The sequence below is a fragment of the Rhodanobacter denitrificans genome (genome assembly GCF_000230695.2).
GTDB classification, from domain to species: Bacteria; Pseudomonadota; Gammaproteobacteria; order Xanthomonadales; family Rhodanobacteraceae; genus Rhodanobacter; species Rhodanobacter denitrificans.
The window spans coordinates 1,078,935-1,101,780 of the sequence record NC_020541.1 but is presented as its reverse complement, the minus strand read 5'-3'; the positions used below and the strand labels follow the sequence as shown (position 1 = coordinate 1,101,780).

The 22,846-nt window shown below is 63.5% G+C and carries 31 protein-coding genes; all 31 read right to left on the bottom strand.

Annotated features, from left to right (window positions below):
- Nucleotides 1-17: 17 nt before the first annotated feature.
- The 31 genes from R2APBS1_RS04890 to rpoC all read right to left on the bottom strand — a co-directional run bounded on the left by R2APBS1_RS04890 (nt 18) and on the right by rpoC (nt 22,842).
- Entirely contained in the window at nt 18-1,016 is a 999-nt protein-coding gene (locus R2APBS1_RS04890) for a DNA-directed RNA polymerase subunit alpha (protein ID WP_007513388.1), read from the bottom strand.
- 17 nt (nt 1,017-1,033) lie between these two features.
- Nucleotides 1,034-1,660 carry a 30S ribosomal protein S4 gene (gene rpsD / locus R2APBS1_RS04885; RefSeq protein ID WP_008435462.1) on the bottom strand — a complete coding sequence of 209 codons (627 nt, stop codon included), beginning with the start codon at nt 1,658-1,660 and terminating at the stop codon, nt 1,034-1,036.
- 81 nt (nt 1,661-1,741) lie between these two features.
- Nucleotides 1,742-2,128: a 30S ribosomal protein S11 gene (gene rpsK, locus R2APBS1_RS04880; protein ID WP_007513384.1), complete on the bottom strand. Its 387-nt coding sequence runs from the start codon at nt 2,126-2,128 to the stop codon at nt 1,742-1,744.
- A gap of 16 nt (nt 2,129-2,144) precedes the next feature.
- Complete coding sequence (gene rpsM, locus R2APBS1_RS04875; RefSeq protein ID WP_007513382.1) at nt 2,145-2,501, bottom strand: 30S ribosomal protein S13; 357 nt, start codon at nt 2,499-2,501, stop codon at nt 2,145-2,147.
- 135 nt (nt 2,502-2,636) lie between these two features.
- The gene (gene secY / locus R2APBS1_RS04870; RefSeq protein ID WP_015447082.1) at nt 2,637-3,959 is read right to left on the bottom strand and encodes a preprotein translocase subunit SecY; all 1,323 of its coding nucleotides are present in this window, start codon (nt 3,957-3,959) and stop codon (nt 2,637-2,639) included.
- Nucleotides 3,960-3,963: 4 nt separating this feature from the next.
- Nucleotides 3,964-4,395 (bottom strand): 50S ribosomal protein L15, encoded by a 432-nt coding sequence (gene rplO, locus R2APBS1_RS04865; protein WP_015447081.1) that lies wholly within the window; start codon nt 4,393-4,395, stop codon nt 3,964-3,966.
- Between the two features lie 5 nt (nt 4,396-4,400).
- A complete protein-coding gene (gene rpmD / locus R2APBS1_RS04860; protein WP_007513375.1) occupies nt 4,401-4,598 on the bottom strand; it encodes a 50S ribosomal protein L30 in 198 nt (65 codons plus the stop codon).
- Nucleotides 4,591-5,100: a 30S ribosomal protein S5 gene (gene rpsE / locus R2APBS1_RS04855; protein ID WP_007513373.1), complete on the bottom strand. Its 510-nt coding sequence runs from the start codon at nt 5,098-5,100 to the stop codon at nt 4,591-4,593. The genes rpmD and rpsE overlap by 8 nt, the downstream gene beginning before the upstream one ends.
- A 107-nt stretch (nt 5,101-5,207) precedes the next feature.
- On the bottom strand, nt 5,208-5,567 hold the full coding sequence (gene rplR / locus R2APBS1_RS04850) for a 50S ribosomal protein L18 (protein WP_174315851.1): 360 nt from the start codon (nt 5,565-5,567) through the stop codon (nt 5,208-5,210).
- 85 nt (nt 5,568-5,652) lie between these two features.
- Nucleotides 5,653-6,180, bottom strand: a complete 528-nt coding sequence (gene rplF / locus R2APBS1_RS04845) for a 50S ribosomal protein L6 (protein WP_007513369.1) — start codon at nt 6,178-6,180, stop codon at nt 5,653-5,655.
- Between the two features lie 11 nt (nt 6,181-6,191).
- Nucleotides 6,192-6,587 (bottom strand): 30S ribosomal protein S8, encoded by a 396-nt coding sequence (gene rpsH / locus R2APBS1_RS04840; protein ID WP_007513367.1) that lies wholly within the window; start codon nt 6,585-6,587, stop codon nt 6,192-6,194.
- Between the two features lie 219 nt (nt 6,588-6,806).
- The gene (rpsN, locus tag R2APBS1_RS04835; protein WP_007513366.1) at nt 6,807-7,112 is read right to left on the bottom strand and encodes a 30S ribosomal protein S14; all 306 of its coding nucleotides are present in this window, start codon (nt 7,110-7,112) and stop codon (nt 6,807-6,809) included.
- Between the two features lie 18 nt (nt 7,113-7,130).
- Nucleotides 7,131-7,673, bottom strand: coding sequence for a 50S ribosomal protein L5 (gene rplE, locus R2APBS1_RS04830; RefSeq protein ID WP_174315863.1), 543 nt, complete (start codon nt 7,671-7,673; stop codon nt 7,131-7,133).
- A 9-nt stretch (nt 7,674-7,682) separates the two neighbouring features.
- Complete coding sequence (gene rplX / locus R2APBS1_RS04825) at nt 7,683-7,997, bottom strand: 50S ribosomal protein L24 (RefSeq protein WP_007513361.1); 315 nt, start codon at nt 7,995-7,997, stop codon at nt 7,683-7,685.
- 14 nt (nt 7,998-8,011) lie between these two features.
- Nucleotides 8,012-8,380 (bottom strand): 50S ribosomal protein L14, encoded by a 369-nt coding sequence (gene rplN / locus R2APBS1_RS04820; protein WP_007513359.1) that lies wholly within the window; start codon nt 8,378-8,380, stop codon nt 8,012-8,014.
- A gap of 14 nt (nt 8,381-8,394) precedes the next feature.
- Complete coding sequence (gene rpsQ, locus R2APBS1_RS04815) at nt 8,395-8,655, bottom strand: 30S ribosomal protein S17 (RefSeq protein WP_007513356.1); 261 nt, start codon at nt 8,653-8,655, stop codon at nt 8,395-8,397.
- Nucleotides 8,656-8,667: 12 nt separating this feature from the next.
- A complete protein-coding gene (rpmC, locus tag R2APBS1_RS04810) occupies nt 8,668-8,853 on the bottom strand; it encodes a 50S ribosomal protein L29 (protein WP_007513354.1) in 186 nt (61 codons plus the stop codon).
- Nucleotides 8,853-9,266: a 50S ribosomal protein L16 gene (rplP, locus tag R2APBS1_RS04805; RefSeq protein ID WP_007513352.1), complete on the bottom strand. Its 414-nt coding sequence runs from the start codon at nt 9,264-9,266 to the stop codon at nt 8,853-8,855. Before rplP ends, rpmC begins: the two co-directional genes overlap by 1 nt.
- Nucleotides 9,267-9,277: 11 nt before the next feature.
- Nucleotides 9,278-10,033, bottom strand: a complete 756-nt coding sequence (rpsC, locus tag R2APBS1_RS04800) for a 30S ribosomal protein S3 (RefSeq protein WP_007513351.1) — start codon at nt 10,031-10,033, stop codon at nt 9,278-9,280.
- A gap of 15 nt (nt 10,034-10,048) precedes the next feature.
- On the bottom strand, nt 10,049-10,384 hold the full coding sequence (rplV, locus tag R2APBS1_RS04795) for a 50S ribosomal protein L22 (RefSeq protein ID WP_007513348.1): 336 nt from the start codon (nt 10,382-10,384) through the stop codon (nt 10,049-10,051).
- The gene (gene rpsS / locus R2APBS1_RS04790) at nt 10,384-10,656 is read right to left on the bottom strand and encodes a 30S ribosomal protein S19 (RefSeq protein ID WP_007513347.1); all 273 of its coding nucleotides are present in this window, start codon (nt 10,654-10,656) and stop codon (nt 10,384-10,386) included. The genes rplV and rpsS overlap by 1 nt, the downstream gene beginning before the upstream one ends.
- 12 nt (nt 10,657-10,668) lie before the next feature.
- Nucleotides 10,669-11,493 carry a 50S ribosomal protein L2 gene (rplB, locus tag R2APBS1_RS04785; RefSeq protein WP_007513344.1) on the bottom strand — a complete coding sequence of 275 codons (825 nt, stop codon included), beginning with the start codon at nt 11,491-11,493 and terminating at the stop codon, nt 10,669-10,671.
- A 17-nt stretch (nt 11,494-11,510) separates the two neighbouring features.
- Nucleotides 11,511-11,804, bottom strand: coding sequence for a 50S ribosomal protein L23 (rplW, locus tag R2APBS1_RS04780; RefSeq protein ID WP_007513343.1), 294 nt, complete (start codon nt 11,802-11,804; stop codon nt 11,511-11,513).
- The gene (rplD, locus tag R2APBS1_RS04775; protein WP_015447079.1) at nt 11,801-12,403 is read right to left on the bottom strand and encodes a 50S ribosomal protein L4; all 603 of its coding nucleotides are present in this window, start codon (nt 12,401-12,403) and stop codon (nt 11,801-11,803) included. The genes rplW and rplD overlap by 4 nt, the downstream gene beginning before the upstream one ends.
- A gap of 11 nt (nt 12,404-12,414) precedes the next feature.
- Entirely contained in the window at nt 12,415-13,056 is a 642-nt protein-coding gene (rplC, locus tag R2APBS1_RS04770; protein ID WP_007513338.1) for a 50S ribosomal protein L3, read from the bottom strand.
- 20 nt (nt 13,057-13,076) lie between these two features.
- Nucleotides 13,077-13,388: a 30S ribosomal protein S10 gene (gene rpsJ, locus R2APBS1_RS04765; protein WP_007082173.1), complete on the bottom strand. Its 312-nt coding sequence runs from the start codon at nt 13,386-13,388 to the stop codon at nt 13,077-13,079.
- Nucleotides 13,389-13,912: 524 nt separating this feature from the next.
- Nucleotides 13,913-15,103 carry an elongation factor Tu gene (gene tuf, locus R2APBS1_RS04760; protein WP_007514312.1) on the bottom strand — a complete coding sequence of 397 codons (1,191 nt, stop codon included), beginning with the start codon at nt 15,101-15,103 and terminating at the stop codon, nt 13,913-13,915.
- Nucleotides 15,104-15,213: 110 nt separating this feature from the next.
- Nucleotides 15,214-17,331, bottom strand: a complete 2,118-nt coding sequence (gene fusA / locus R2APBS1_RS04755) for an elongation factor G (protein ID WP_007514550.1) — start codon at nt 17,329-17,331, stop codon at nt 15,214-15,216.
- A gap of 131 nt (nt 17,332-17,462) precedes the next feature.
- Entirely contained in the window at nt 17,463-17,930 is a 468-nt protein-coding gene (gene rpsG / locus R2APBS1_RS04750; RefSeq protein ID WP_007514548.1) for a 30S ribosomal protein S7, read from the bottom strand.
- 145 nt (nt 17,931-18,075) lie between these two features.
- The gene (gene rpsL / locus R2APBS1_RS04745) at nt 18,076-18,450 is read right to left on the bottom strand and encodes a 30S ribosomal protein S12 (RefSeq protein WP_007083021.1); all 375 of its coding nucleotides are present in this window, start codon (nt 18,448-18,450) and stop codon (nt 18,076-18,078) included.
- Nucleotides 18,451-18,627: 177 nt separating this feature from the next.
- Entirely contained in the window at nt 18,628-22,842 is a 4,215-nt protein-coding gene (gene rpoC / locus R2APBS1_RS04740; RefSeq protein ID WP_007514541.1) for a DNA-directed RNA polymerase subunit beta', read from the bottom strand.
- Nucleotides 22,843-22,846 lie beyond the last annotated feature (4 nt).

The window sequence follows — 22,846 nt, the reverse complement described above, 5'->3', positions numbered from 1 at the left end:
GGGATCCCGGCTTTCCATCAACCCAGCTGCATACCGTGCGACAAGCCCGGCGGCGGCCAGTTCTCGAGCTTCATGCCCAGCGCGAGGCCACGACCGCCCAGCACGTCCTTGATCTCGGTCAGCGACTTCTTGCCCAGGTTCGGCGTCTTCAGCAGCTCGACCTCGGTCTTCTGCACCAGGTCGCCGATGTAATAGATGCTCTCGGCCTTCAGGCAGTTCGCCGAACGCACGGTGAGCTCCAGATCGTCGATCGGGCGCAGCAGCAGCGGATCGAAACCGCTCTTCTCCGCCTTGTCGGTGGCGCTCTCGCGACGCGAGAAATCGCCGAACACCGACAGCTGGTCGTTGATGATCTCGGCCGCCTTGCGCACCGCATCCTCGGCGCCGATGGTGCCGTTGGTCTCGATGTCCAGCACCAGCTTGTCGAGGTTGGTACGCTGCTCGACACGAGCCGCGTCCACTTCGTAGGCCACGCGCAGCACCGGCGCGAACGACGCGTCCAGTTGCAGGCGGCCGATCGGACGCGCCTCGTCATCCGGATGCTGCCGCGCGCTGGCCGGCTGGTAGCCGACGCCTCGACGCACCTTCAGGCGCATGTTGAGCGCGATGTCCTTGGTCAGGTGGCAGATCACGTGCTCGGGGTTGATGATCTCCACCGAGTGGTCGACGACGATGTCGCCGGCCGTGACCACGCCCTTGCCCTTCTTGGACAGGGTGAGGGTGACCTCGTCGCCGCTGTGCTGACGGATCGCCACATCCTTGAGGTTCAGCAGGACTTCGATCACGTCCTCCTGCAGGCCTTCCAGGGTGGTGTACTCGTGCAGCACGCCATCGATTTCGACCTCGACGATGGCGCTGCCGGGGATCGAGGAGAGCAGCACGCGACGCAGCGCGTTGCCCAGGGTGTGGCCAAAGCCACGCTCGAGCGGCTCGACCACCACCTTGGCGCGGTTGGCTCCGAGCTGTTCGACGCTGAGGCCACGCGGCCGCAGCACGCTAGTTGACGAAACTGCCATGCAGAGCTCCGGTAAAATTACTTCGAGTAAAGCTCGACGATCAGGGCTTCATTGATGTCGGTCGGCAGATCGCCACGATCCGGCACCGACTTGAACGTACCTTCAAACTTCTTGCTGTCGACCTCGACCCAACCCGGACGCAGGTCCATGGTGTCGAACACAGTCGCCGCCTCCTGCACGCGTAGCTGGCTGCGGGCGCGCTCGGTCAGCGCGATCGCATCGCCCGGGCGCACCTGGTACGAAGGAATGTTCACCTTCTTGCCGTTCACCAGGATGGCCTTGTGCGCGACCAGCTGGCGGGCCTGGGCGCGGGTGACCGCGAAGCCCATGCGGTAGACGACGTTGTCCAGGCGGCTCTCGAGCAGGCGCAGCAGGTTCTCGCCGGTGTTGCCCTTGAGGGTGGTCGCCTTGGTGTAGTAGTTGCTGAACTGGCGCTCGAGCACACCGTAGATGCGCTTGACCTTCTGCTTTTCACGCAGCTGCACGGCGTAGTCGGACATGCGCATGCGCTTGTTCGCGCCATGCTGACCGGGCTTGTTTTCCAGCTTGCACTTGGAATCCAGCGCGCGCGCCGGGCTCTTCAGGCTGAGATCTGCACCCTCACGACGGGCGAGTTTGCAGGTAGCTCCACGATAACGGGCCATGTTTTTTCTCTTTCGATAGTCCGGCCAAGGAAGGCCGGTTTTTGATTTTCGCGATCAGGGATGATCGCAAAAAACAACCTCTTAGACTCGACGCTTCTTGGGGGGACGGCAGCCGTTGTGCGGAATCGGCGTGACATCGATGATGTTGAGCACCTTGTAGCCCAACGCGTTCAGCGAGCGCACCGCCGACTCGCGGCCCGGGCCCGGACCCTTGATGCGCACTTCCACCGTCTTCACGCCGTAGTCGCCGGCGGCACGACCGGCCTTCTCGGCGGCCACCTGGGCGGCGAACGGGGTCGACTTGCGCGAACCGCGGAAACCCGCGCCGCCGGCGGTCGCCCACGACAGGGCATTGCCCTGGCGATCGGTAATGGTGACGATGGTGTTGTTGAAGGAGGCCTGCACGTGGGCCACGGCATCCGTGACAACGCGCTTGATCTTCTTCTTGGTCTTGACAGGCTTGGCCATGTTCGGAATCCGTTACTTACTTCTTGATGGCGCGACGCGGGCCCTTGCGGGTGCGTGCGTTGGTACGCGTGCGCTGGCCGCGCACCGGCAGGCCGCGACGATGACGCAGGCCGCGGTAGCAACCCAGGTCCATCAGGCGCTTGATGGCCATGCCCACCTCGCGGCGAAGATCGCCCTCGACGGTGTACTTGGCGATCTCGTGGCGGATCTTCTCCACCTCGCCTTCACTGAGGGACTTGATCTGGGTGGTGGGAACCACGCCAGCATCCACGCAGACCTTCCTGGCCCGGCTGCGGCCGATACCGTAAATGCTCTGCAGACCGACCCAGACATGCTTCTGGACCGGCAAATTGACACCCGCGATGCGCGCCATGATGTACTTTCTCCGATGCGTTTCTTGCGCGGTAAACGCGCAATTCTAACCTGAATTACCCTGACTGGAAAGCCCTGCGGCACCAAGGCGCCGCCAGCCTCCGACTTCGACCAGACCCGTTCGCCCCAGCAGCCACTAGTTGCGACGGAGATTGGCCTTCTTGAGCAGACTTTCGTACTGGTGACTGACCAGGTGCGCCTGCACCTGTGCCGTGAAATCCATCACCACCACCACCACGATCAGCAGCGACGTGCCACCGAAATAGAACGGTACGTGCCAGGCGCTCTGCATGAACGACGGCACCAGGCAGACCAGCACCAGATACAGCGCGCCGACACCGGTCAGGCGCGTCATCACCGCATCGATGTAGCCGGCCGTGGCCTTGCCCGGACGGATACCCGGGATCAACGCTCCGGAACGCTTGAGATTGTCGGCAGTCTCGTCGGCGTTGAACACGATCGCCGTGTAGAAGAACGCAAAACCGATCACCAGTACCGAAAAGACGGTCTCGTACAGCGGGTTGCCCGGACTCAGCGCCTGGGTCAGGTCCTGCAGCCAGCGCGATTTCTGACCCGTGCTGAACCAGCTCACCGCAGTCGCCGGGAACATCAGCAGACTGGAGGCGAAGATCGGCGGAATCACGCCCGACATGTTGATCTTCAGCGGCAGGTTCGAGCTCTGGTTCATGTAGGCCTTCTGCCCACCGGAACGCCGCGCGTAGTTCACCGTGATGCGCCGCTGGGCACGCTCCATGAACACCACGAACCCAGTCACGCCCAGCGTTACAACAAGTACCATCAACAACTTGATCAACGACAGCTCGCCGTTGCTGGCCATGCCCAGGGTATGCACCACCGCCCCCGGCAGACCGGCCACGATACCGGCGAAGATCAGCAGGGAAATGCCGTTGCCGATGCCGCGCTCGGTCATCTGCTCGCCCAGCCACATCAGGAACATGGTGCCGGCGGTAAGCCCGACCACGGACGAGAAGATGAAGCCGAAGCCCGGGGTGTAGACCACCGGTGCGCCACCCGCGGCAACCTGCCCCTGCAACGCCACTGCGATACCGAACGACTGGAACGCCGCCAGGGCCACCGTGGCATAGCGCGTGTACATCGTCATCTTACGCTTGCCGGCCTCGCCTTCCTTGCGCAGGCTCTGCAGGCTCGGTACCACCGCGCCCATCATCTGGAACACGATCGACGCCGAGATGTACGGGATCACGCCCAGCGCGAATACCGAGAAGCGCTCCAGCGCGCCGCCCGAGAACATGTTGAACATGTCCATCAGGCCATTGCCGTTGACCAGGTTGGTCATCGCCTCCGGGTTGACGCCCGGAACCGGAATGAACGAACCGAGCCGAAACACCACCAGCGCACCGATCACGAAGAAGATACGCTGGCGAAGCTCCGTCAGCTTGCCGAGCTTGCCGAGTGCATTGCCCTTGGCTGCTGCCACCTGATTACTCCACGCTGCCGCCGGCAGCCTCGATGGCTGCCTTGGCGCCGGCGGTAGCCAGCAGACCGGACAACTTCACCGCGCGACCGATCTCGCCCTTGAGGACCACCTTGACCTTCTTCGCGCGGCCGTTGATCAGGCCAGCCTGATGCAGCGCGACGACGTCGATCACGTCACCCTTGAGGCTGGCCAGCTGGTACAGGAACACTTCCTGGCTCTCGGCCTGCTTCTTCGAACGGAAGCCGATCTTCGGCATCCGGCGATTCAGCGGCATCTGGCCGCCCTCGAAGCCATACTTGTGGGTGCCGCCTGCGCGGGCGTGCTGACCCTTGTGGCCGCGACCGGCGGTCTTGCCCAGGCCCGAACCGATGCCGCGGCCGACGCGCAGGCGCGTCTTGTGGGAACCGGCGGCCGGCTTGATGTCATTCAGACGCATGATGCTTACTCCTCGACCCGAACCAGGTAGTAGACCGTATTGATCAGGCCACGGACCTGCGGACTGTCCTTCAATTCACGGACGTCATCGATCTTGCCCAGGCCCAGCGCCTTGACGCTCAGGCGGTGCCGGGCCTGCACGCCGCGCAGGCCCTTGACCAGACGCACGCGCACGGTGGCGGCGGTTTCGTTCTTCTTAGCCATTGCCGAGCACCTCTTCCAGGCTCTTGCCACGCTTGGCGGCGATCTTCTTGGGCGAGGCGACTGCCTGCAGGCCCTTGATGGTGGCGCGCACCAGGTTGATCGGGTTGCGCGAACCGACTGCCTTGGCCAGCACGTTCTTCACGCCGACCACTTCCAGCACGGCACGCATGGCGCCGCCGGCGATCACGCCGGTACCTTCGGAAGCCGGCTGCATGTAGACGCGGGCCGCGCCATGGTTCGCCTTCACGGCATACCACAGGGTGCCGTTGTTCAGCTCGATGTTCACCATCTGGCGACGGGCGCGCTCCATCGCCTTGGAAATGGCCACCGGCACTTCACGCGCCTTGCCATAGCCGAAGCCGACCTTGCCCTCGCCGTCGCCGACCACGGTCAGCGCGGTGAAGCTCATCTGGCGGCCACCCTTGACGGTCTTGGCCACACGGTTGACGGCAATCAGCTTTTCCAGCAGGCCGTCGGAATTTTCGCGATCGGTAGAAGACATGTTCTTTTCCATGTGCCCGGCGGACCGGGACTTCGTTTGCGGCTGGGCCGCTTGGAGTTGTAGGTGATGCAATGGAAATCAGGGACGTGCCCTGACCCGGGTGTCGCTCAGAACTGCAGACCGGCCTCGCGGGCCGCGTCGGCCAGTGCCTTGATGCGGCCGTGATAGCGGAAACCGGAGCGATCGAACGCCACCGCTTCGATACCCGCGGCCTTCGCACGCTCGGCGACGGCCTTGCCCACCGCAGCGGCGGCAGCCAGGTTCTTGGTCCCCTTCAGGCCCTCGGCCACCGACTTCTGTACGGTGGAGGCAGCCGCCACCACGTTCTTGCCGGAGGCGTCGAACACCTGCGCATAGATGTGCTGGCCCGTACGGTGCACCGACAGGCGGGCGACCGCCAGCTTGCGGATATGGGCCCGCGTGGACTTGGCACGGCGCAGGCGGTTTTCGTTCTTGTTCATCGTCATGTCTCCAGAAAGCGGATTGGCTAGTATGAGCGGCTCTTTCGAAGAGTCCGGCCATGGATGGCCGGTCTTCGCGGAGGGACCCGCATCAAGCCTTCTTTGCTTCCTTCAAGGTGATCTTCTCGCCGGCATAACGCACGCCCTTGCCCTTGTAGGGCTCCGGCGGACGGAAGCCGCGAATCTTGGCCGCCACCTGGCCCACCGCCTGCTTGTCCGCGCCCTTGATCAGGACTTCGGTCTGCGTCGGGGTTTCGATGCTGATGCCTTCCGGCGCATCGAACACCACCGGGTGGGAAAAGCCCAGGCTCAGGTTCAGCGACTTGCCCTGCATGGAAACACGGTAGCCGACGCCGACCAGCTCAAGCTTGCGCTCGTAGCCGGTGGAGACACCGGTGACCATGTTGGACAGCAGTGCGCGCGCGGTGCCGCCGAACTTGTCGTCGGCGCCTTCCACCAGGCTGATGTTCGCCACGCCGTTGTCCACGGCGATGCTGACGCCCGGCAGGTGATGCACGGACAGCGTACCCTTGGGGCCCTTCACGGAGATGCCGTCGTTACCGACCGTCATCTCGACGCCCTTGGGCAGGGAAATTGGTTGTTTGGCAACACGTGACATTGATGGACTCCTTATGCCACTTGGCCGATGACTTCGCCACCCAGACCCTTGGCGCGGGCCTGCGCATCGGTCAGCAGACCGGCGGAAGTCGAGATGATCGAGATGCCCAGGCCACCCAGGACCTTTGGCAACTCGTCCTTGCCGCGATAAACGCGCAGGCCAGAGCGGCTGACACGGGAAATGCGCTCGATGGCCGGCTGGCCCTCGAAATACTTGAGCTTGAGCTCGAGCACCGGCTTGCCTTCCTCGGTGGAAGTCTTGGCGTCGAGGATGTAGCCCTCGTTCTTGAGAAGGTCGGCGATCGCCACCTTCAGTTTCGACGACGGCATACGCACGGTCGGCTTGCCCATGGCCTGGGCATTGCGGACACGCGTGAACAGATCGGCGATGGGATCAGTCATGCTCATGAAAACATCCTTCAGAGTGCACCGATATCCGATAAAACCGGAAATCAATCAGATTGTGAGCCGGCACGGACGCCGGCCTGCCTTGCGCAGACCGCCGACTATAACAGCATTTTCAGGTTTTGGCGAATAGCGATGCGGTAGTCGCATCTACCGGCGGCACGCTGAGCCCGCCGGGTGAGCCGGCGACGGAATATCCCGTCGACCGGCCCGGAAAGGTGGTTACCAGCTGGCCTTGCGCAGGCCGGGCACGTCGCCACGCATGGTCGCTTCGCGCAGCTTGTTGCGGCCCAGGCCGAACTTGGCGTAGACGGCACGCGGACGACCGGTCAACGCGCAACGGGTGCGCTGGCGCACCGGGCTGGCATCGCGCGGCAGCTTCTGCAGCTTGGACTGGGCCGCCATCTTCTCGTCGTAGGAAGCGCTGGGGCTCAGCACGATCGCCTTCAGCTCGGCACGCTTGGTGGCGAATTTCTGGACGAGCTTGGTCCGCTTGATGTCGCGGTTGACCATCGAGGTCTTTGCCATGGGTATCTCTCGCGTCTATCAGTTGCGGAACGGGAAGCTGAACGCTGCCAGCAAGGCCTTCGCTTCTTCGTCGGTCTTGGCGGTGGTGGTGATGGAGATATCCATGCCACGCAGCGCATCGACCTGGTCGAAGTCGATCTCAGGGAAGATGATCTGTTCCTTGATGCCGAAGTTGTAATTGCCGCGGCCGTCGAAGGCCTTGCCCGAAACACCGCGGAAGTCGCGCACACGCGGCAGCGAAATGTTGATCAGGCGATCGAGGAACTCGAACATCTGGGCGCGGCGCAAGGTGACCTTGCAGCCGATCGGCCAGCCGTCGCGGATCTTGAACGAGGCCACGGACACGCGCGCCTTGGTCGTGATCGGCTTCTGGCCGGAGATCTTGGCCATGTCGGCCACGGCATTCTCGAGCACCTTCTTGTTGCCCGCGGCTTCGCCCACGCCCATGTTCAGCGTGATCTTGGTGATGCGGGGAACCTGCATCACGTTCTGGTAGCCGAACTGCTCGGTGAGCTTCGGCACTACCTGCTCTTTGTAGAAATTTTCAAGGCGGGTCATGATCGTGATTCCTTACGCGTCCACCACCTCGCCAGACGAGCGGAACACGCGAACCTTGCGCCCATCAGCGAGCGTTTTGGTGCCGACGCGTTCACCCTTGTTCGTGGCGGGGTTGAACAGCTGCACATTGGAGAGATGGATCGAGGCTTCACGCTCGACGATGCCGCCAGCCTGGTTGGCCTGGGGGTTCGGCTTGGTGTGGCGCTTGACCAGATTCACGTTGGAGACGAACACGCGATCGCCTGCAACACGCAGCACATCGCCGCGCTGACCCTTGTTCTTGCCGGTGATCACCAGGACCTGATCACCCTTGCGGATACGGTTCATTGTCTTGACTCCGCTCAGAGCACTTCGGGCGCAAGCGAGACGATCTTCATGAACTTCTCGCTGCGCAGCTCGCGGGTAACCGGCCCGAAAATACGGGTGCCGATCGGCTCGAGCTTGTTGTTGAGGAGGACCGCTGCATTGCCGTCGAAACGGATCAGCGAGCCATCGGGACGACGCACACCCTTGGCAGTACGCACCACCACGGCGTTGTAAACCTCGCCCTTCTTCACCTTGCCGCGAGGGATCGCATCCTTCACGGTGACCTTGATCACGTCACCGATCGCGGCGTAACGGCGCTTGGAGCCGCCGAGTACCTTGATGCACATCAGTTCTTTCGCGCCGCTGTTGTCCGCTGCGGAAAGCGTGCTTTGCATCTGGATCATGTCTGCACCCTCCCTTAGACGTTGGCGCGCGTGATGATTTCGACCACGCGGTGATGCTTGGTCTTGGACAGCGGACGGCACTCCGCGATGCGCACGAGGTCGCCCTCGTTCGCACCCAGGTCGTCCTGCGCGTGCAGTTTGGTCGACCGGCGGATGGTCTTGCCGAGCAGCCAGTGCTGCTCCTGGCGCTCGACCAGGACGGTGACCGTCTTGTCCATCTTGTTGCTGGTGACGCGGCCCTCAAGGGTGCGCGTCTGCTTGTTGTTGTCGCTCATGTCGGCCGTCCCTTACTTCTTGCCGCCGAGCACGAATTTCGTGCGGGCGATGTCACGCCGAACGCGGCGGAGCTGGTGCGGCTGAGTGAGCTGGCCGGAACCCTTCTGCATGCGCAGGTTGAACTGCTCCTTGCGCAGGTCCAGCAGGTGCTGCTGCAGCTCTTCGGCCGACTGGTTGTTGATATCTTTGCTGGCCATCACATCACCGCCCGGGTCACAAACTGGGTCTGCACCGACAGCTTGGCGGCGGCCAGGCGGAACGCCTCGCGCGCCGTCAACTCGTCGACGCCCTCGATTTCATAGAGCATGCGCCCGGGCTGGATCGGGGCGACCCAGAACTCGACACTGCCCTTGCCCGAGCCCATGCGGACTTCGATCGGCTTCTTGGTGATCGGCTTGTCCGGGAACACGCGGATCCACAGCTTGCCGCCACGCTTGACGAAGCGGGTGATGCAACGACGGGCGGCTTCGATCTGACGTGCAGTGAGCGCGCCGTGGGTCGTAGCCTTCAGGCCGTACTCGCCAAAGCTGACGAGGTTGGAGCACTGCGCCAGACCGTTGTTACGGCCCTTGAACTGTTTGCGGTATTTGGTTCGCTTGGGTTGCAACATGGCAACTCTCCTTACTTCGCAGACCGCTCGCGGCGGCCGTCACCGGCCTCGCGACGCGAATCGTTACGACGACCTTCGCCACCTTCGCGGCGCGGCTGCGCGGGCGACTCGTCCTTCGACTCCTGGCCGATCTGGGTCAGGTCGAAGATCTCGCCCTTGTTGACCCACACCTTGATGCCGATGATGCCGTAGGTGGTGCTCGCCTCGGCGAAGCCGTAATCGATGTCGGCACGCAGCGTGTGCAGCGGCACGCGGCCTTCACGGGCCCACTCGGAACGGGCGATCTCGGCACCGTTCAGGCGGCCGGACACGTTGATCTTGATGCCCAGCGCGCCCAGGCGCATCGCATTGCCGACCGAACGCTTCATCGCGCGGCGGAACATGATGCGACGCTCCAGCTGCTGCGCGATCGACTCGGCCACCAACTGCGCGTCAAGCTCGGGCTTGCGCACTTCGTTGACGTTGATGTGCGTCGGGACGCCCATCATGTCGCTGACTTCCTTACGCAGCTTCTCGATATCCTCGCCCTTCTTGCCGATCACCACGCCCGGGCGGGCGGTGTGGATCGTCACGCGCGCCGTCTTGGCCGGGCGCTCGATCTGGATCTTCGAGATACCGGCGGCAGCCAGCTTCTTCTTCAGCATGTCGCGGACCTTGATGTCGGCCACGAGATACTTGGCATAATCGCCCTTGTTGGCGAACCACTTCGAGTTCCAGTCCTTGGCAATGCCGAGGCGGATACCGGTGGGATGAACTTTGTGACCCATCGTCTATGTCCCCGGTCAGTTACCAACAACCACAGTGATGTGGCTGGTGCGCTTGAGAATGCGCGAACCGCGGCCTTTGGCGCGGGCATACATGCGCTTCATCGCCGGACCTTCGTCGACGAAGATGCTGGCCACCTTCAGCTCGTCGACATCCGCGCCGAGATTGTTCTCGGCGTTGGCGACGGCCGACAGCAGCACCTTGCGAACCAGGTGCGCGGCCTTCTTGTTGGTGTAGGTGAGCACGTCGCTGGCCCTGCCCACGGGAAGACCGCGGACCAGATCAGCCACCAGGCGTGCCTTTTGCGCCGAAATGCGGGCGCCGCGCAGGATCGCTTTGGCTTCAGTGCTCATCACTTGCCCTTCTTGTCGCCGACATGGCCTTTGAACGTACGGGTCACCGCGAACTCGCCGAGCTTGTGCCCGACCATGTTCTCGTTGATCAGGACAGGCACGTGCTGACGGCCGTTGTGGATGGCGATGGTCAAGCCGACCATTTCCGGCAGGATCATCGAGCGGCGCGACCATGTCTTGATCGGGCGCTTGTTGTGGGCGGAAACCGCAGCTTCCACCTTCTTCGCGAGGTGAAGGTCGACGAACGGACCTTTCTTCAGAGAACGCGGCATGTCGGCTTCCTGTTACTTGGTACGACGACGCACGATGAACTGCTGCGTGCGCTTGTTGTTGCGGGTCTTGTAACCCTTGGCCGGCGTGCCCCACGGGCTGACCGGATGACGACCGCCAGAAGTCTTGCCTTCACCACCGCCGTGCGGGTGGTCGACCGGGTTCATCACCACGCCGCGGACGGTCGGGCGAATACCCACCCAGCGCTTGGCGCCGGCCTTGCCCAGCTTCTTCAGGCTGTGCTCGCCGTTGCCCACTTCGCCGATGGTGGCGCGGCAGTCGACCGAGACGCGGCGCATCTCGCCGGAGCGCAGTCGCAACGTGGCGTACCCGGACTCGCGGGCGACCAGCTGCACCGAAGCGCCTGCGCTGCGGGCGATCTGCGCGCCCTTGCCGGGACGCAGCTCGATGCAATGGATGGTGCTGCCCATCGGGATATTGCGCAGCTGCAGGCAGTTGCCGGCCTTGATCGGCGCATCGCGGCCAGACACCAGGCGGTCGTCCACCTGCACGCCCTTCGGCGCAATGATGTAACGACGCTCGCCGTCGGCATAGCACAGCAACGCGATGTGCGCGGTGCGGTTCGGATCGTACTCGATGCGCTCGACGCGGGCAGCAATGCCCTCCTTGTCGCGCTTGAAATCGATGAGGCGGTAATGCTGCTTGTGGCCGCCGCCACGATGACGCGTGGTGATGCGACCGTGGTGGTTGCGACCGCCGGTCTTGGACTGCGACTCGGTCAACGCCGCGTACGGCGCGCCCTTGTACAGGCCTTCCGTGCGGACGCTCACCGCGTCACGGCGGCCCGGCGAGGTCGGCTTGTGGTTGATTAGTGCCATCTCACAGAACTCCTGGCTCAGGCCTTGGCGGACACGTCGATGGTCTGGCCATCGGCAAGACGCACATAGGCCTTGCGCTTGCCCTGGCGGCTGCCAGCGCGGAAACGGAAGGACTTGACCTTGCCCTTGGTGTTGACGAGGTTCACCTGCTCGACCTTGACGTCGAACATCTTCTCCACGGCAACGCGGACATCAGCCTTGGTTGCGGTCGGGGCGACCACGAATACGTACTGATTATGCTCGGCCAGGCGCGCCGACTTCTCGGAAATGTGCGGCGCGCGCAGCGTATCGAGAATGCGTTCGTTGTTCATGCCAGCCACTCCTCGACCTTCTTCACGGCGTCGACCGTCATCACCACATGGTCGGAACCGACCAGGCTGACCGGGTTCAGCGCCATCACGTCCAGCACATAGATATACGGGATATTGCGCGCGGCCAGGAACAACGCCTCGGAGGCATCCTCCGACACCAGCAGCACGCGACCGGAAACCTCCAGCTCAGCCAGCTTGGCCACCATCGCGGAGGTCTTCGGCGTCTCGACACCGAAGCTCTCGACGACCTTCAGGCGACCTTGGCGGGCCAGCTCGGAGAAAATCGAGCGGATCGCGACACGGTAGGCCTTGCGATTGACTTTCTGCTCGTAGCTGCGCGGCTTGGCGGCAAACGTGACGCCGCCGCCGATGAAGATCGGCGCACGGTAGTCACCGTGACGGGCACCACCGCCCTTCTGCTTCTTGAATTTCTTGGTGGTGCCGGACATCTCGCCGCGCGACAGCTGCGCCTTGGTACCGGCGCGACCAGCCGCCTGGTAGGCAACCACCACCTGGTGAACCAGGGCTTTCTTGTACTCGCCGCCGAACACTTCGTCCGACACGCTGAGCGGCTTGGCGCCAATGACATTCAATTCCATGGCGACTCTCCTCAACCCTTGGTCGTCGGGCGAATGATGACGTCGCCACCGGTTGCACCCGGTACCGCGCCCTTCACCGCAATCAGGTGGCGCTCGGCGTCGACCTTGACCACTTCCAGCCCCTGCGCCGAGCGGCGCACGGCACCCATGTGACCGGCCATCTTCTTGCCGGGGAACACGCGACCCGGCGTCTGGCGCTGGCCGATGGAGCCCGGCGCGCGATGCGAGAGCGAGTTGCCGTGGGTGGCGTCGCCCATCTTGAAGTTCCAGCGCTTGATCGTGCCCTGGAAGCCCTTGCCCTTCGACACGCCGGCAACGTCGACGATCTGGCCGACGGAGAACACCTCATCCGCCTTGATCTCGGTACCCACGGCATACTTGCCGAGGTCCTCGGCCGCCACGCGGAACTCCCACAGACCACGACCCGGCTCAACCTTGGCCTTCGCGTAATGACCCTTCAGCGGCTGCGTCAGCAGGTTCGCGCGCTTGCTGCCCGCAGAAACCTGGACGGCGCTGTAGCCATCGTTGTCATCCGTCTTCAGCTGGGTCACCCGGTTCGGCGTCGCTTCAATCAGCGTCACCGGAATCGAACGACCATCTTCAGTGAAGAGTCGGCTCATGCCGCATTTGCGGCCAACCAATCCGATACTCATCTTCGTATCCTGTCTGTCGCTCAACCGAGCTTGATCTGAACATCGACGCCTGCGGCGAGATCAAGCTTCATGAGCGCGTCCACGGTCTTGTCGTTCGGGTCGACGATGTCGAGCACACGCTTGTGGGTACGGGTCTCGTACTGGTCGCGTGCATCCTTGTCGACGTGCGGCGACGTCAGAATGGTGTAACGCTCGATCTTGGTCGGGAGCGGGATCGGGCCGAGTACCGTGGCACCCGTGCGCTTTGCCGTCTCGACGATCTCGCTGGCCGAGCGGTCGATCAGGCGATGATCGTACGCTTTCAGCCGAATCCGAATCTTCTGGTTCGCCATAACCGTGTCCTGTTGTCGAAAGAACGTTCTGTGAAACGAAGCGGCTTCTCACCGCCCCGCACTGCCTATTGCCACAAACCCGAGGCCTTCAATGATTCGTCGGCCCCTTTGAAAAACACCAGGCGAGCATCGGTTCGCTCGCCTGGCACCATCCGAATCTCGCACAAAACGACGTGTCAACAGGGCACACCCCGCGATCACGTCGACTTGCGAAGGCCGATCCGCGGCCAGCGAACTCGAAGCACGTCCTGCGCCTCATTTCGCGGTTGGTCGTCCAGAAACACGTCTGTCCGACAAGTGAGCTGCCAAGTATACCGGCAAATCTGGCATTAGTGAAGGGGTGCGAAACAACATCAACCTTGACTTGGCCGGCGTCAACCGGCGCGGCGCAGCCACGTCCGGTTCAACAGCGGGAGTTATCCCGGCAGCGTGCGGTTCCGTTCGCCCCGTGACCTTTACTTCAGCCATCCTCCCTGATGGCAAAGATCAACCCGGCATCCATGCCGGACTTCTCACAAGAGCTATTACTTGATGACCTTGGCCACCACGCCGGCGCCGACGGTGCGGCCGCCTTCGCGGATGGCGAAACGCAGGCCTTCGTCCATCGCGATCGGGTGGATCAGGCTCACCACCATCTTCACGTTGTCGCCCGGCATCACCATTTCCACGCCTTCCGGCAGCGTCACCGCGCCGGTCACGTCGGTCGTGCGGAAGTAGAACTGCGGACGGTAGCCCTTGAAGAACGGCGTATGACGGCCACCCTCGTCCTTGCTCAGCACATAGACCTCGGCCTCGAAATCGGTGTGCGGCGTGATCGTGCCCGGCTTGGCCAGCACCTGGCCGCGCTCGACGTCGTCACGCTTCAGGCCGCGCAGCAGCAGACCGGCGTTGTCGCCCGCCTGACCCTGGTCCAGCAGCTTGCGGAACATTTCCACGCCGGTCACGGTGGTCTTCTGCGTGTCGCGGATGCCGACCACTTCGATTTCGTCGCCCACCTTGATCACGCCGCGCTCGATACGGCCGGTCACCACCGTGCCGCGGCCGGAGATCGAGAACACGTCCTCCACCGGCATCAGGAACGGCTTGTCGATCGCGCGCACCGGCTCCGGGATCCAGGTGTCCAGCGCATCCACCAGCTTGATGATCGACGGCACGCCGATCTCGCTCTGATCGCCTTCCAGCGCCAGCTTGGCCGAACCGTGGATCATCGGCGTGTCGTCGCCCGGGAAGTCGTACTTGGTCAGCAGCTCGCGCACTTCCATCTCGACCAGCTCGAGCAGCTCGGCGTCGTCCACCATGTCCGCCTTGTTCAGGTAGACCACGATGTACGGCACGCCCACCTGACGGCTCAGCAGGATGTGCTCGCGCGTCTGCGGCATCGGACCGTCCGCCGCCGAGCACACCAGGATCGCGCCGTCCATCTGCGCCGCACCCGTGATCATGTTCTTCACGTAGTCCGCATGCCCCGGGCAATCCACGTGCGCGTAGTGCCGCTTCGGCGACTCGTATTCCACGTGCGCCGTCGAGATCGTGATGCCGCGCGCCTTCTCTTCCGGCGCCGCGTCGATCGCGCTGTAATCCTTGAACTCGCCACCGAAGCGCTCCGCACCGACCTTCGTCAGCGCCGCCGTCAGCGTCGTCTTGCCGTGATCCACGTGACCAATCGTGCCGACGTTGACGTGCGGCTTGGTGCGTTCGAATTTACCCTTTGCCATGACTCTGACCTCTAGAAAGAACCAATCAATTAGCGCGGCCGCGGGGCCGCTCTTCGATTTTCGCGATCAGGGATCGATCGCACTAATTAAGCGTGGGAAAGCCGGCCCGGTCAGGCCTTCTTCATGACCTGTTCGGCGATGTTGTTCGGCGCTTCGGCATAGTGGTCGAATTCCATCGTGAAGGTGGCGCGGCCCTGGGTCAGCGAGCGGATCGTCGTCGCATAACCGAACATCTCGCCCAGCGGGACCATCGCGTCGATGGTCTTGCCCGAGGGCGTGTCGTCCTGACCCTGAAGTAGGCCGCGACGACGGCTCATGTCGCCCATCACGTCACCGACGTACTCTTCCGGGGTCACCACCTCGACCTTCATGATTGGCTCGAGCAGCACCGGGTTCGCCTTGGCGAAGCCCTGCTTGAATGCCATCGAAGCAGCCAGCTTGAACGCCATTTCGGACGAGTCGACATCGTGGTACGAACCGAACACCAGTTTGACCTTCACGCCCACCACCGGGAAGCCGGCCAGCGGACCGCTGGTGATGGTCTCGCGCAGGCCCTTCTCGACCGACGGGATGAATTCCTTCGGGATCACGCCGCCGGTGATGTCGTTGATGAAGAGGAAGTCGTCCTTCACGTTCGGATCGGCACGGTCGGCGTCGGTCATCGGCGACAGCTCGATCACGACGTGACCGTACTGGCCCTTGCCGCCCGACTGCTTGGCGTGCTTGTAGTCAGACTTGACATCCGAAGCACGAATCGTCTCGCGATAGGCCACCTGCGGCTTGCCGACATTGGCCTCGACGTTGAACTCGCGACGCATGCGGTCGACCAGGATGTCCAGGTGCAACTCGCCCATGCCCGAGATGATCGTCTGACCCGACTCCTCGTCCGTGCGCACACGGAACGACGGATCTTCCGCGGCCAGACGACCGAGCGCGATGCCCATCTTCTCCTGGTCCGACTTGGTCTTCGGCTCGACCGCCATCGAAATCACCGGCTCCGGGAACGTCATCCGCTCCAGGGTGATCACGTGATCCTGCGCGCACAGCGTGTCGCCGGTCGTCACATCCTTCAAGCCGACCGCGGCGGCGATGTCGCCGGCACGCACTTCCTTCAGTTCCTGACGCTCGTTCGCGTGCATCTGTAGGATGCGGCCGATGCGCTCCTTCTTGCTCTTGATCGGGTTGTACACGGCGTCGCCGGAGTTCAGCGTGCCCGAGTAGACGCGGAAGAACGTCAGCGAGCCGACGAACGGGTCGGTCATGATCTTGAACGCCAGCGCGGAGAACGGCGCGGCGTCATCGGCCTTGCGCGTGGCTTCGTGTTCGTTCTCGTCGACACCGGCGACCGGCGGGCGATCGGCAGGCGACGGCAGCAGCTGGACCACGGCGTCGAGCATCGCCTGGACGCCCTTGTTCTTGAACGCCGTGCCACAGAATACCGGGATGATCTCGTTCGCGAGCGTACGCTGGCGCAGACCGGCAATGATCTCCTCCTCGCTGAGGTCGCCGCCCTCGAGATACTTGTTCATCAGCTCCTCGGTGGCCTCGGCAGCCGACTCCACCATGAAGCTGCGCGCCTCGGCGGCCTTGTCGGCCAGATTCGCCGGGATCTCCTGGTACTCGAACTTCATGCCCTGGGACTCCATGTCCCAGATGATCGCCTTCATCTTGAGCAGGTCGACCACGCCCGCGAAGTTGTCCTCGGCGCCGATCGGCACCTGCATCGGCACCGGATGGGCACCCAGGCGAGCCTTCAGCTGCTCGATCACCTTGCTGAAGTTCGCGCCGGTGCGATCCATCTTGTTGACGAAGGCAAGGCGCGGGACCTTGTACTTGTTGGCCTGGCGCCACACGGTCTCGGACTGCGGCTGCACGCCACCAACCGCGCACAACACGAATACCGCGCCATCAAGCACGCGCAGCGAACGCTCGACCTCGATGGTGAAGTCCACGTGTCCCGGGGTGTCGATGATGTTGAAGCGGTGCTCGGGCATGGAACGATCCATGCCTTTCCAGAACGCCGTCGTGGCCGCCGACGTGATGGTAATGCCGCGCTCCTGCTCCTGCTCCATCCAGTCCATCGTGGCCGCACCGTCGTGCACTTCGCCGATCTTGTGGCTGACGCCGGTGTAGAACAGGATGCGCTCCGTGGTGGTGGTCTTGCCGGCATCGATGTGAGCCATGATGCCGAAGTTGCGGTAGCGCTCGATGGGAGTGGTGCGTGCCATGGATATTTACCTTTGCCGGGCAACCCTGCCCTGTTTCGAAAACGACCGTCCGGGTCGCGCTTCTATTTAGGAGTCTGCCAGGATGGCGGAGCCGCCTAGCCATCAGCGACGACGGCAAGGACCCGACCCACTTACCACCTGTAGTGCGAGAAGGCCTTGTTGGCCTCTGCCATGCGGTGCGTTTCCTCGCGCTTCTTGGCGGCGCCGCCGCGGCTTTCCGAAGCTTCCAGCAATTCGGCAGCCAGCTTGCGCGGCATCGAGGTTTCGCCGCGCTTGCGGGCAGCGTCGATGACCCAGCGCATCGCCAGCGCCATGCGGCGACCCGGACGCACTTCGACCGGCACCTGGTAGGTCGCGCCGCCGACACGGCGAGACTTCACCTCGACCGCCGGAGCGATGTTGTTCAGCGCTTTCTCGACCAGCGCCACCGGCTCGGCATTCTTCTCGCCGATATGCTGCAGCGCACCGTAGACGATGCTCTCGGCGACCGATTTCTTGCCGCTCTTCATCACCATGTTGATGAAACGGGCGATCAGCTGACTGCCATGCTTGGGATCCGGCAGAACCAGACGGGCGGGATGTGAACCTTTGCGCGACATGTTTTTTGTCCGTTATTTTTGCGGGCATTCCTGCCCACCGGAAAAGCGACCACCCTGGCCGCACTGTTGTATTTCTTGCAGGCACCATGCCTGCCGAGCAAAAGCGACCGTCCGTGGCCGCACTCTTCGAGTAAGTAAGCCGCCGTTACTTCTTCGGGCGCTTGGCGCCGTACTTCGAGCGCGACTGGCGACGCTTGGTGACGCCGGCGCAATCGAGGCTGCCGCGTACCGTGTGGTAGCGCACGCCCGGCAAGTCCTTGACGCGGCCGCCGCGGATCAGCACCACCGAGTGCTCCTGCAGGTTGTGGCCTTCGCCACCGATGTAGCTGATGACCTCGAAGCCGTTGGTCAGGCGCACCTTGGCAACCTTGCGCAGGGCCGAGTTCGGCTTCTTCGGAGTGGTCGTGTAAACGCGCGTGCAGACGCCACGACGCTGCGGGCTGCTCTGCAGTGCAGGCGACCCACTCTTGTAGGTCTTGGGGCTGCGGTTTTTGCGCACCAACTGGTTGACTGTCGTCATGCGAAGCTGTTCCTGAAAACATAAAGGCAGCCCGAATAAGCTCGGTCTGCCAAGAAGCGGGAATTTAACATGAGCGGCCCGCCATAGGCAAGCCAGCGCTCAGCCGTCCTGGACCCGAACACGAGGTGCGTCCCTGCACCTCATTTCGTATGTCAGCGAGCAAGATCCCGAACGGATTTACTCGACACCGTTTTCACCACCGGCCGAAGCCTCGGCGAACGAGACTGCAGGCGTGGAGCCGGAAAGAGTCTCCAGCTCCGTGGCGGTCAAACCGCCCTGGCGACGACGCGATGCGTGGTATGCCAGACCCGTACCTGCCGGAATAAGACGACCGACAATAACATTTTCCTTCAGGCCACGCAAGCTGTCGCGGGTGCCGCGAACCGCCGCCTCGGTAAGGACGCGGGTAGTTTCCTGGAACGAGGCTGCCGAGATGAACGACTCGGTCGCCAGCGATGCCTTGGTGATGCCCAGCAGCACCGACTGGTAATCCGCCGGACGCTCGCCCTTGGCGGTCGCCCGCTCGTTCTCGCCGTTGATCCGCACGCGCTCGACCTGCTCGCCGCGCAGGTAGTGGCTGTCGCCCGGCTCGACGATTTCGACCTTGCGCAGCATCTGGCGAATGATCGCCTCGATGTGTTTGTCGTTGATCTTCACGCCCTGCAGGCGGTACACGTCCTGGATCTCCTTGACCAGGTAGGTGGCCAGCGGCTCCACGCCGAGCAGGCGCAGGATGTCATGCGGATTCGGCTCGCCGTCGACGACGGTCTCGCCCTTCTCCACATGCTCGCCCTCGAACACGATGACCTGACGCCACTTCGGAATCAGCTCCTCGTGCTCGTTGCCGTCGGCGTCCTTGATGATCAGGCGCTGCTTGCCCTTGGTGTCCTTGCCGAAGCTGACGATGCCGGAGCGCTCGGCCAGGATTGCCGGCTCCTTCGGCTTGCGTGCCTCGAACAGGTCGGCCACGCGCGGCAGACCGCCGGTGATGTCGCGGGTCTTGGAGGTTTCCTGTGGAATGCGCGCGATCACGTCGCCTACGCCCACTTCCGCGCCGTTCTGGATCGACACGATCGCACCGGCCGGCAGGAAGTACTGCGCGGCAATGTCGGTGCCCGGCAGCTTCAGCTCGCGGCCCTTGGCATCTTCCAGACGTACGATCGGACGCAGGTCCTTCGCCTGCGCGCCGCGACGCTTCGGATCGGTGACCACCGCCGACTCCAGACCGGTCAGCTCGTCGGTCTGGCTCTGCACGGTGACACCATCGAGGAAGTCGATGAAGCGCACCACGCCGGCCACCTCGGTGACGATCGGATGGGTATGCGGATCCCAGTTCGCCACGGTCTGGCCCGGCTTGACCGGGGCGCCATCCTTGACCGCGATGACGGCGCCGTACGGCACCTTGTAGCGCTCGCGCTCGCGACCGCTGGCGTCGATCACGCTCAGTTCGCCTGAGCGCGACACCGCCACCAGGTTGCCCTGCTTGTGCTGTACCGACTTCAGATTGTTGAACTTCAGCGAACCGGTGGTCTTCACCGTCACGTTGTCCACCGCCGCCGCGCGCGAAGCCGCGCCGCCGATGTGGAAGGTACGCATGGTCAGCTGGGTGCCTGGCTCGCCGATCGACTGCGCGGCGACCACGCCCACGGCCTCGCCCATGTTGACCAGGTGGCCACGGGCCAGGTCGCGGCCGTAGCACAGCTTGCACACGCCGTGGATGGCTTCGCAGGTGATCGGCGAACGTACCTTGACGATCTGCACGCCGGCCTTGTCGAGCTTCTCGACCAGGGCTTCGTTGAGCAGGGTGTCGCGGGTGACGATCGGCCGGTCATCGTCGCCCGGGGCGTAGACGTCCTCGACCACCACGCGGCCGAGTACGCGGTCGCGCAACGGCTCGACCACATCGCCACCCTCGACGATCGGCTGCATGGTGACACCGTCCTCGGTGCCGCAGTCGTCCATCGTGATGACTACGTCCTGCGCCACGTCCACCAGGCGGCGGGTCAGGTAACCGGAATTGGCGGTCTTCAGCGCGGTATCCGCCAGACCCTTGCGGGCGCCGTGGGTCGAGTTGAAGTACTGCAGCACGTTCAGGCCTTCGCGGAAGTTGGCCTTGATCGGGGTCTCGATAATCGAGCCGTCCGGCCGCGCCATCAGGCCGCGCATGCCGGCCAGCTGGCGGATCTGCGCTACCGAGCCGCGCGCGCCCGAGTCGGCCATGATGTACAGCGAGTTCATCGACTTCTGGCTGACCGTCTTGCCCTCGGCATCGACGACCTTCTCGGTGCCGATGCCGTCGATCATCGCCTTGGCCACCTGCTCGCTGGTGCGCGACCAGATGTCGACCACCTTGTTGTAACGCTCGCCGGCGGTGACCAGGCCCGACTGGTATTGCTGCTGGATCTCGACGACTTCCTTCTCGGCTTCGTCGAGGATGGTCTTCTTCTCGGCCGGGATCAGCATGTCATCGATGCCGATCGAGATGCCCGCGCGGGTGGCGAACCGGTAGCCGGTGTACATCAGCTTGTCGGCGAACACCACCGTTTCCTTCAGGCCCAGCAAACGGTAGCTGGAGTTGATCAGGCGCGAGATGTTCTTCTTGGTCAGCTCGGTGTTGGCCAGCTCGAACGGCAGGCCCTCCGGCAGGATTTCGGCCAGCAGCGCACGGCCGACGGTGGTGTCGACGATCTTCGTCTCGTGGGTACGGGCGCCGTCCTCGGCGATATGCACCAGCTTCAGGCGCACCTTGACCCGGGCATGCAGCTCGACCGCACGGTTGTCGTACGCGCGACGCGCCTCGGAAATGCCGGAGAACACCATGCCGGTGCCCTTGGCATTGATCAGCTCGCGGGTCATGTAGTACAGGCCCAGCACCACGTCCTGGGTCGGCACGATGATCGGCTCGCCGTTGGCGGGGCTGAGGATGTTGTTGGACGACATCATCAGCGTGCGCGCTTCCAGCTGCGCCTCGATCGACAGCGGCACGTGGACGGCCATCTGGTCGCCGTCGAAGTCGGCGTTGAACGCGGTACAGACGAGCGGATGCAGCTGGATCGCCTTGCCTTCGATCAGCTTCGGCTCGAACGCCTGGATACCCAGACGGTGCAGGGTCGGCGCACGGTTCAGCAGTACCGGATGTTCGCGGATCACCTCTTCGAGGATGTCCCACACCTGGGCTTCTTCGCGCTCGACCAGCTTCTTCGCCGCCTTGATCGTGGTGGCTTCGCCACGCGCCTGCAGCTTGGCGAAGATGAACGGCTTGAACAGCTCCAGCGCCATCTTCTTGGGCAGGCCGCACTGGTGCAGGCGCAGGGTCGGACCGACCACGATCACCGAGCGACCGGAGTAGTCCACGCGCTTGCCGAGCAGGTTCTGGCGGAAGCGGCCCTGCTTGCCCTTGATCATGTCGGCGAGCGATTTCAGCGCGCGCTTGTTGGTGCCGGTGATGGCACGGCCGCGGCGGCCGTTGTCGAGCAGCGCATCGACCGACTCCTGCAGCATGCGCTTCTCGTTGCGCACGATGATGTCCGGCGCATTGAGCTCGAGCAGCCGCTTCAGGCGGTTGTTGCGGTTGATCACGCGACGGTACAGATCGTTCAGATCGGAAGTGGCGAAACGGCCACCATCCAGCGGCACCAGCGGACGCAAGTCCGGCGGCAGCACGGGAAGAACGGTCAGCACCATCCACTCCGGCTTGTTGCCGGATTCGAGGAACGCCTCGATCAGCTTGACGCGCTTGGTCAGCCGCTTCAGCTTGGTCTCGGAGTTGGTCGAGCCGATCTCTTCCTTCAGGCGGATCACTTCGCCCGGCAGGTCGAGCGATTTCAGCAGATGGAACACCGCCTCGGCGCCCATCCGCGCGTCGAACTCGTCGCCATGTTCTTCGGTCGCTTCCAGGTACTGGTCTTCGCTGAGCAGCTGGCCGCGCTCCAGCGCGGTCATGCCCGGATCGATCACCACGAAGGCTTCGAAGTACAGGATGCGCTCGATGTCGCGCAGGGTCATGTCCAGCATCAGGCCGATGCGCGAGGGCAGCGACTTCAAGAACCAGATGTGCGCGGTCGGGCTGGCCAGCTCGATGTGGCCCATGCGCTCGCGACGCACCTTGGCCAGGGTGACCTCGGTGCCGCACTTCTCGCAGACCACGCCGCGATGCTTCATGCGCTTGTACTTGCCGCACAGGCACTCGTAGTCCTTCACCGGTCCGAAGATCGCGGCGCAGAACAGGCCGTCACGCTCCGGCTTGAAGGTGCGGTAGTTGATCGTCTCCGGCTTCTTCACTTCGCCGTACGACCACGAGCGGATCAGCTCCGGCGAGGCCAGCGCGATCTTGATCGCATCGAAATCCGGCGTCGCGCGCTGCTGGTTGAACAGATTGAGCAGGTCTTTCATTCGA

Coding starts and splice junctions, on each gene's coding strand:
- rplW (WP_007513343.1), bottom strand. CDS start 11,804: ATGAACAACGAACGCATTCTCGATACGCTGCGCGCGCCGCACATTTCC.
- rpsE (WP_007513373.1), bottom strand. CDS start 5,100: ATGTCTTCTACCGATCGCGAAAATTCCGACGGCCTGCTGGAAAAGCTG.
- rpsQ (WP_007513356.1), bottom strand. CDS start 8,655: ATGAGCGACAACAACAAGCAGACGCGCACCCTTGAGGGCCGCGTCACC.
- rpsC (WP_007513351.1), bottom strand. CDS start 10,033: ATGGGTCACAAAGTTCATCCCACCGGTATCCGCCTCGGCATTGCCAAG.
- rplF (WP_007513369.1), bottom strand. CDS start 6,180: ATGTCACGTGTTGCCAAACAACCAATTTCCCTGCCCAAGGGCGTCGAG.
- rpsK (WP_007513384.1), bottom strand. CDS start 2,128: ATGGCCAAGCCTGTCAAGACCAAGAAGAAGATCAAGCGCGTTGTCACG.
- rpsG (WP_007514548.1), bottom strand. CDS start 17,930: ATGTCGCGCAAAGGTTCACATCCCGCCCGTCTGGTTCTGCCGGATCCC.
- rpmC (WP_007513354.1), bottom strand. CDS start 8,853: ATGGCCAGCAAAGATATCAACAACCAGTCGGCCGAAGAGCTGCAGCAG.
- rplO (WP_015447081.1), bottom strand. CDS start 4,395: ATGCGTCTGAATGACATCAAGCCGGCCGCCGGTTCCCACAAGACGCGC.
- rplC (WP_007513338.1), bottom strand. CDS start 13,056: ATGAGTATCGGATTGGTTGGCCGCAAATGCGGCATGAGCCGACTCTTC.
- R2APBS1_RS04890 (WP_007513388.1), bottom strand. CDS start 1,016: ATGGCAGTTTCGTCAACTAGCGTGCTGCGGCCGCGTGGCCTCAGCGTC.
- rpsN (WP_007513366.1), bottom strand. CDS start 7,112: ATGGCAAAGACCTCGATGGTCAACCGCGACATCAAGCGGACCAAGCTC.
- rpsJ (WP_007082173.1), bottom strand. CDS start 13,388: ATGGCGAACCAGAAGATTCGGATTCGGCTGAAAGCGTACGATCATCGC.
- tuf (WP_007514312.1), bottom strand. CDS start 15,103: ATGGCAAAGGGTAAATTCGAACGCACCAAGCCGCACGTCAACGTCGGC.
- rpsS (WP_007513347.1), bottom strand. CDS start 10,656: ATGCCGCGTTCTCTGAAGAAAGGTCCGTTCGTCGACCTTCACCTCGCG.
- rpmD (WP_007513375.1), bottom strand. CDS start 4,598: ATGGCTAAGAAGAACGAAACCGCCGCCACCGTGCGCGTGCGTCTGGTC.
- rplP (WP_007513352.1), bottom strand. CDS start 9,266: ATGTTGCAACCCAAGCGAACCAAATACCGCAAACAGTTCAAGGGCCGT.
- fusA (WP_007514550.1), bottom strand. CDS start 17,331: ATGGCACGCACCACTCCCATCGAGCGCTACCGCAACTTCGGCATCATG.
- rplX (WP_007513361.1), bottom strand. CDS start 7,997: ATGAACCGTATCCGCAAGGGTGATCAGGTCCTGGTGATCACCGGCAAG.
- rpoC (WP_007514541.1), bottom strand. CDS start 22,842: ATGAAAGACCTGCTCAATCTGTTCAACCAGCAGCGCGCGACGCCGGAT.
- rplB (WP_007513344.1), bottom strand. CDS start 11,493: ATGGCACTAATCAACCACAAGCCGACCTCGCCGGGCCGCCGTGACGCG.
- rplD (WP_015447079.1), bottom strand. CDS start 12,403: ATGGAATTGAATGTCATTGGCGCCAAGCCGCTCAGCGTGTCGGACGAA.
- rpsD (WP_008435462.1), bottom strand. CDS start 1,660: ATGGCCCGTTATCGTGGAGCTACCTGCAAACTCGCCCGTCGTGAGGGT.
- rpsH (WP_007513367.1), bottom strand. CDS start 6,587: ATGAGCATGACTGATCCCATCGCCGATCTGTTCACGCGTGTCCGCAAT.
- rplR (WP_174315851.1), bottom strand. CDS start 5,567: ATGACGATGAACAAGAACGAAAACCGCCTGCGCCGTGCCAAGTCCACG.
- rpsM (WP_007513382.1), bottom strand. CDS start 2,501: ATGGCGCGCATCGCGGGTGTCAATTTGCCGGTCCAGAAGCATGTCTGG.
- rplN (WP_007513359.1), bottom strand. CDS start 8,380: ATGATCCAGATGCAAAGCACGCTTTCCGCAGCGGACAACAGCGGCGCG.
- rplV (WP_007513348.1), bottom strand. CDS start 10,384: ATGAGCACTGAAGCCAAAGCGATCCTGCGCGGCGCCCGCATTTCGGCG.
- rpsL (WP_007083021.1), bottom strand. CDS start 18,450: ATGACGACAGTCAACCAGTTGGTGCGCAAAAACCGCAGCCCCAAGACC.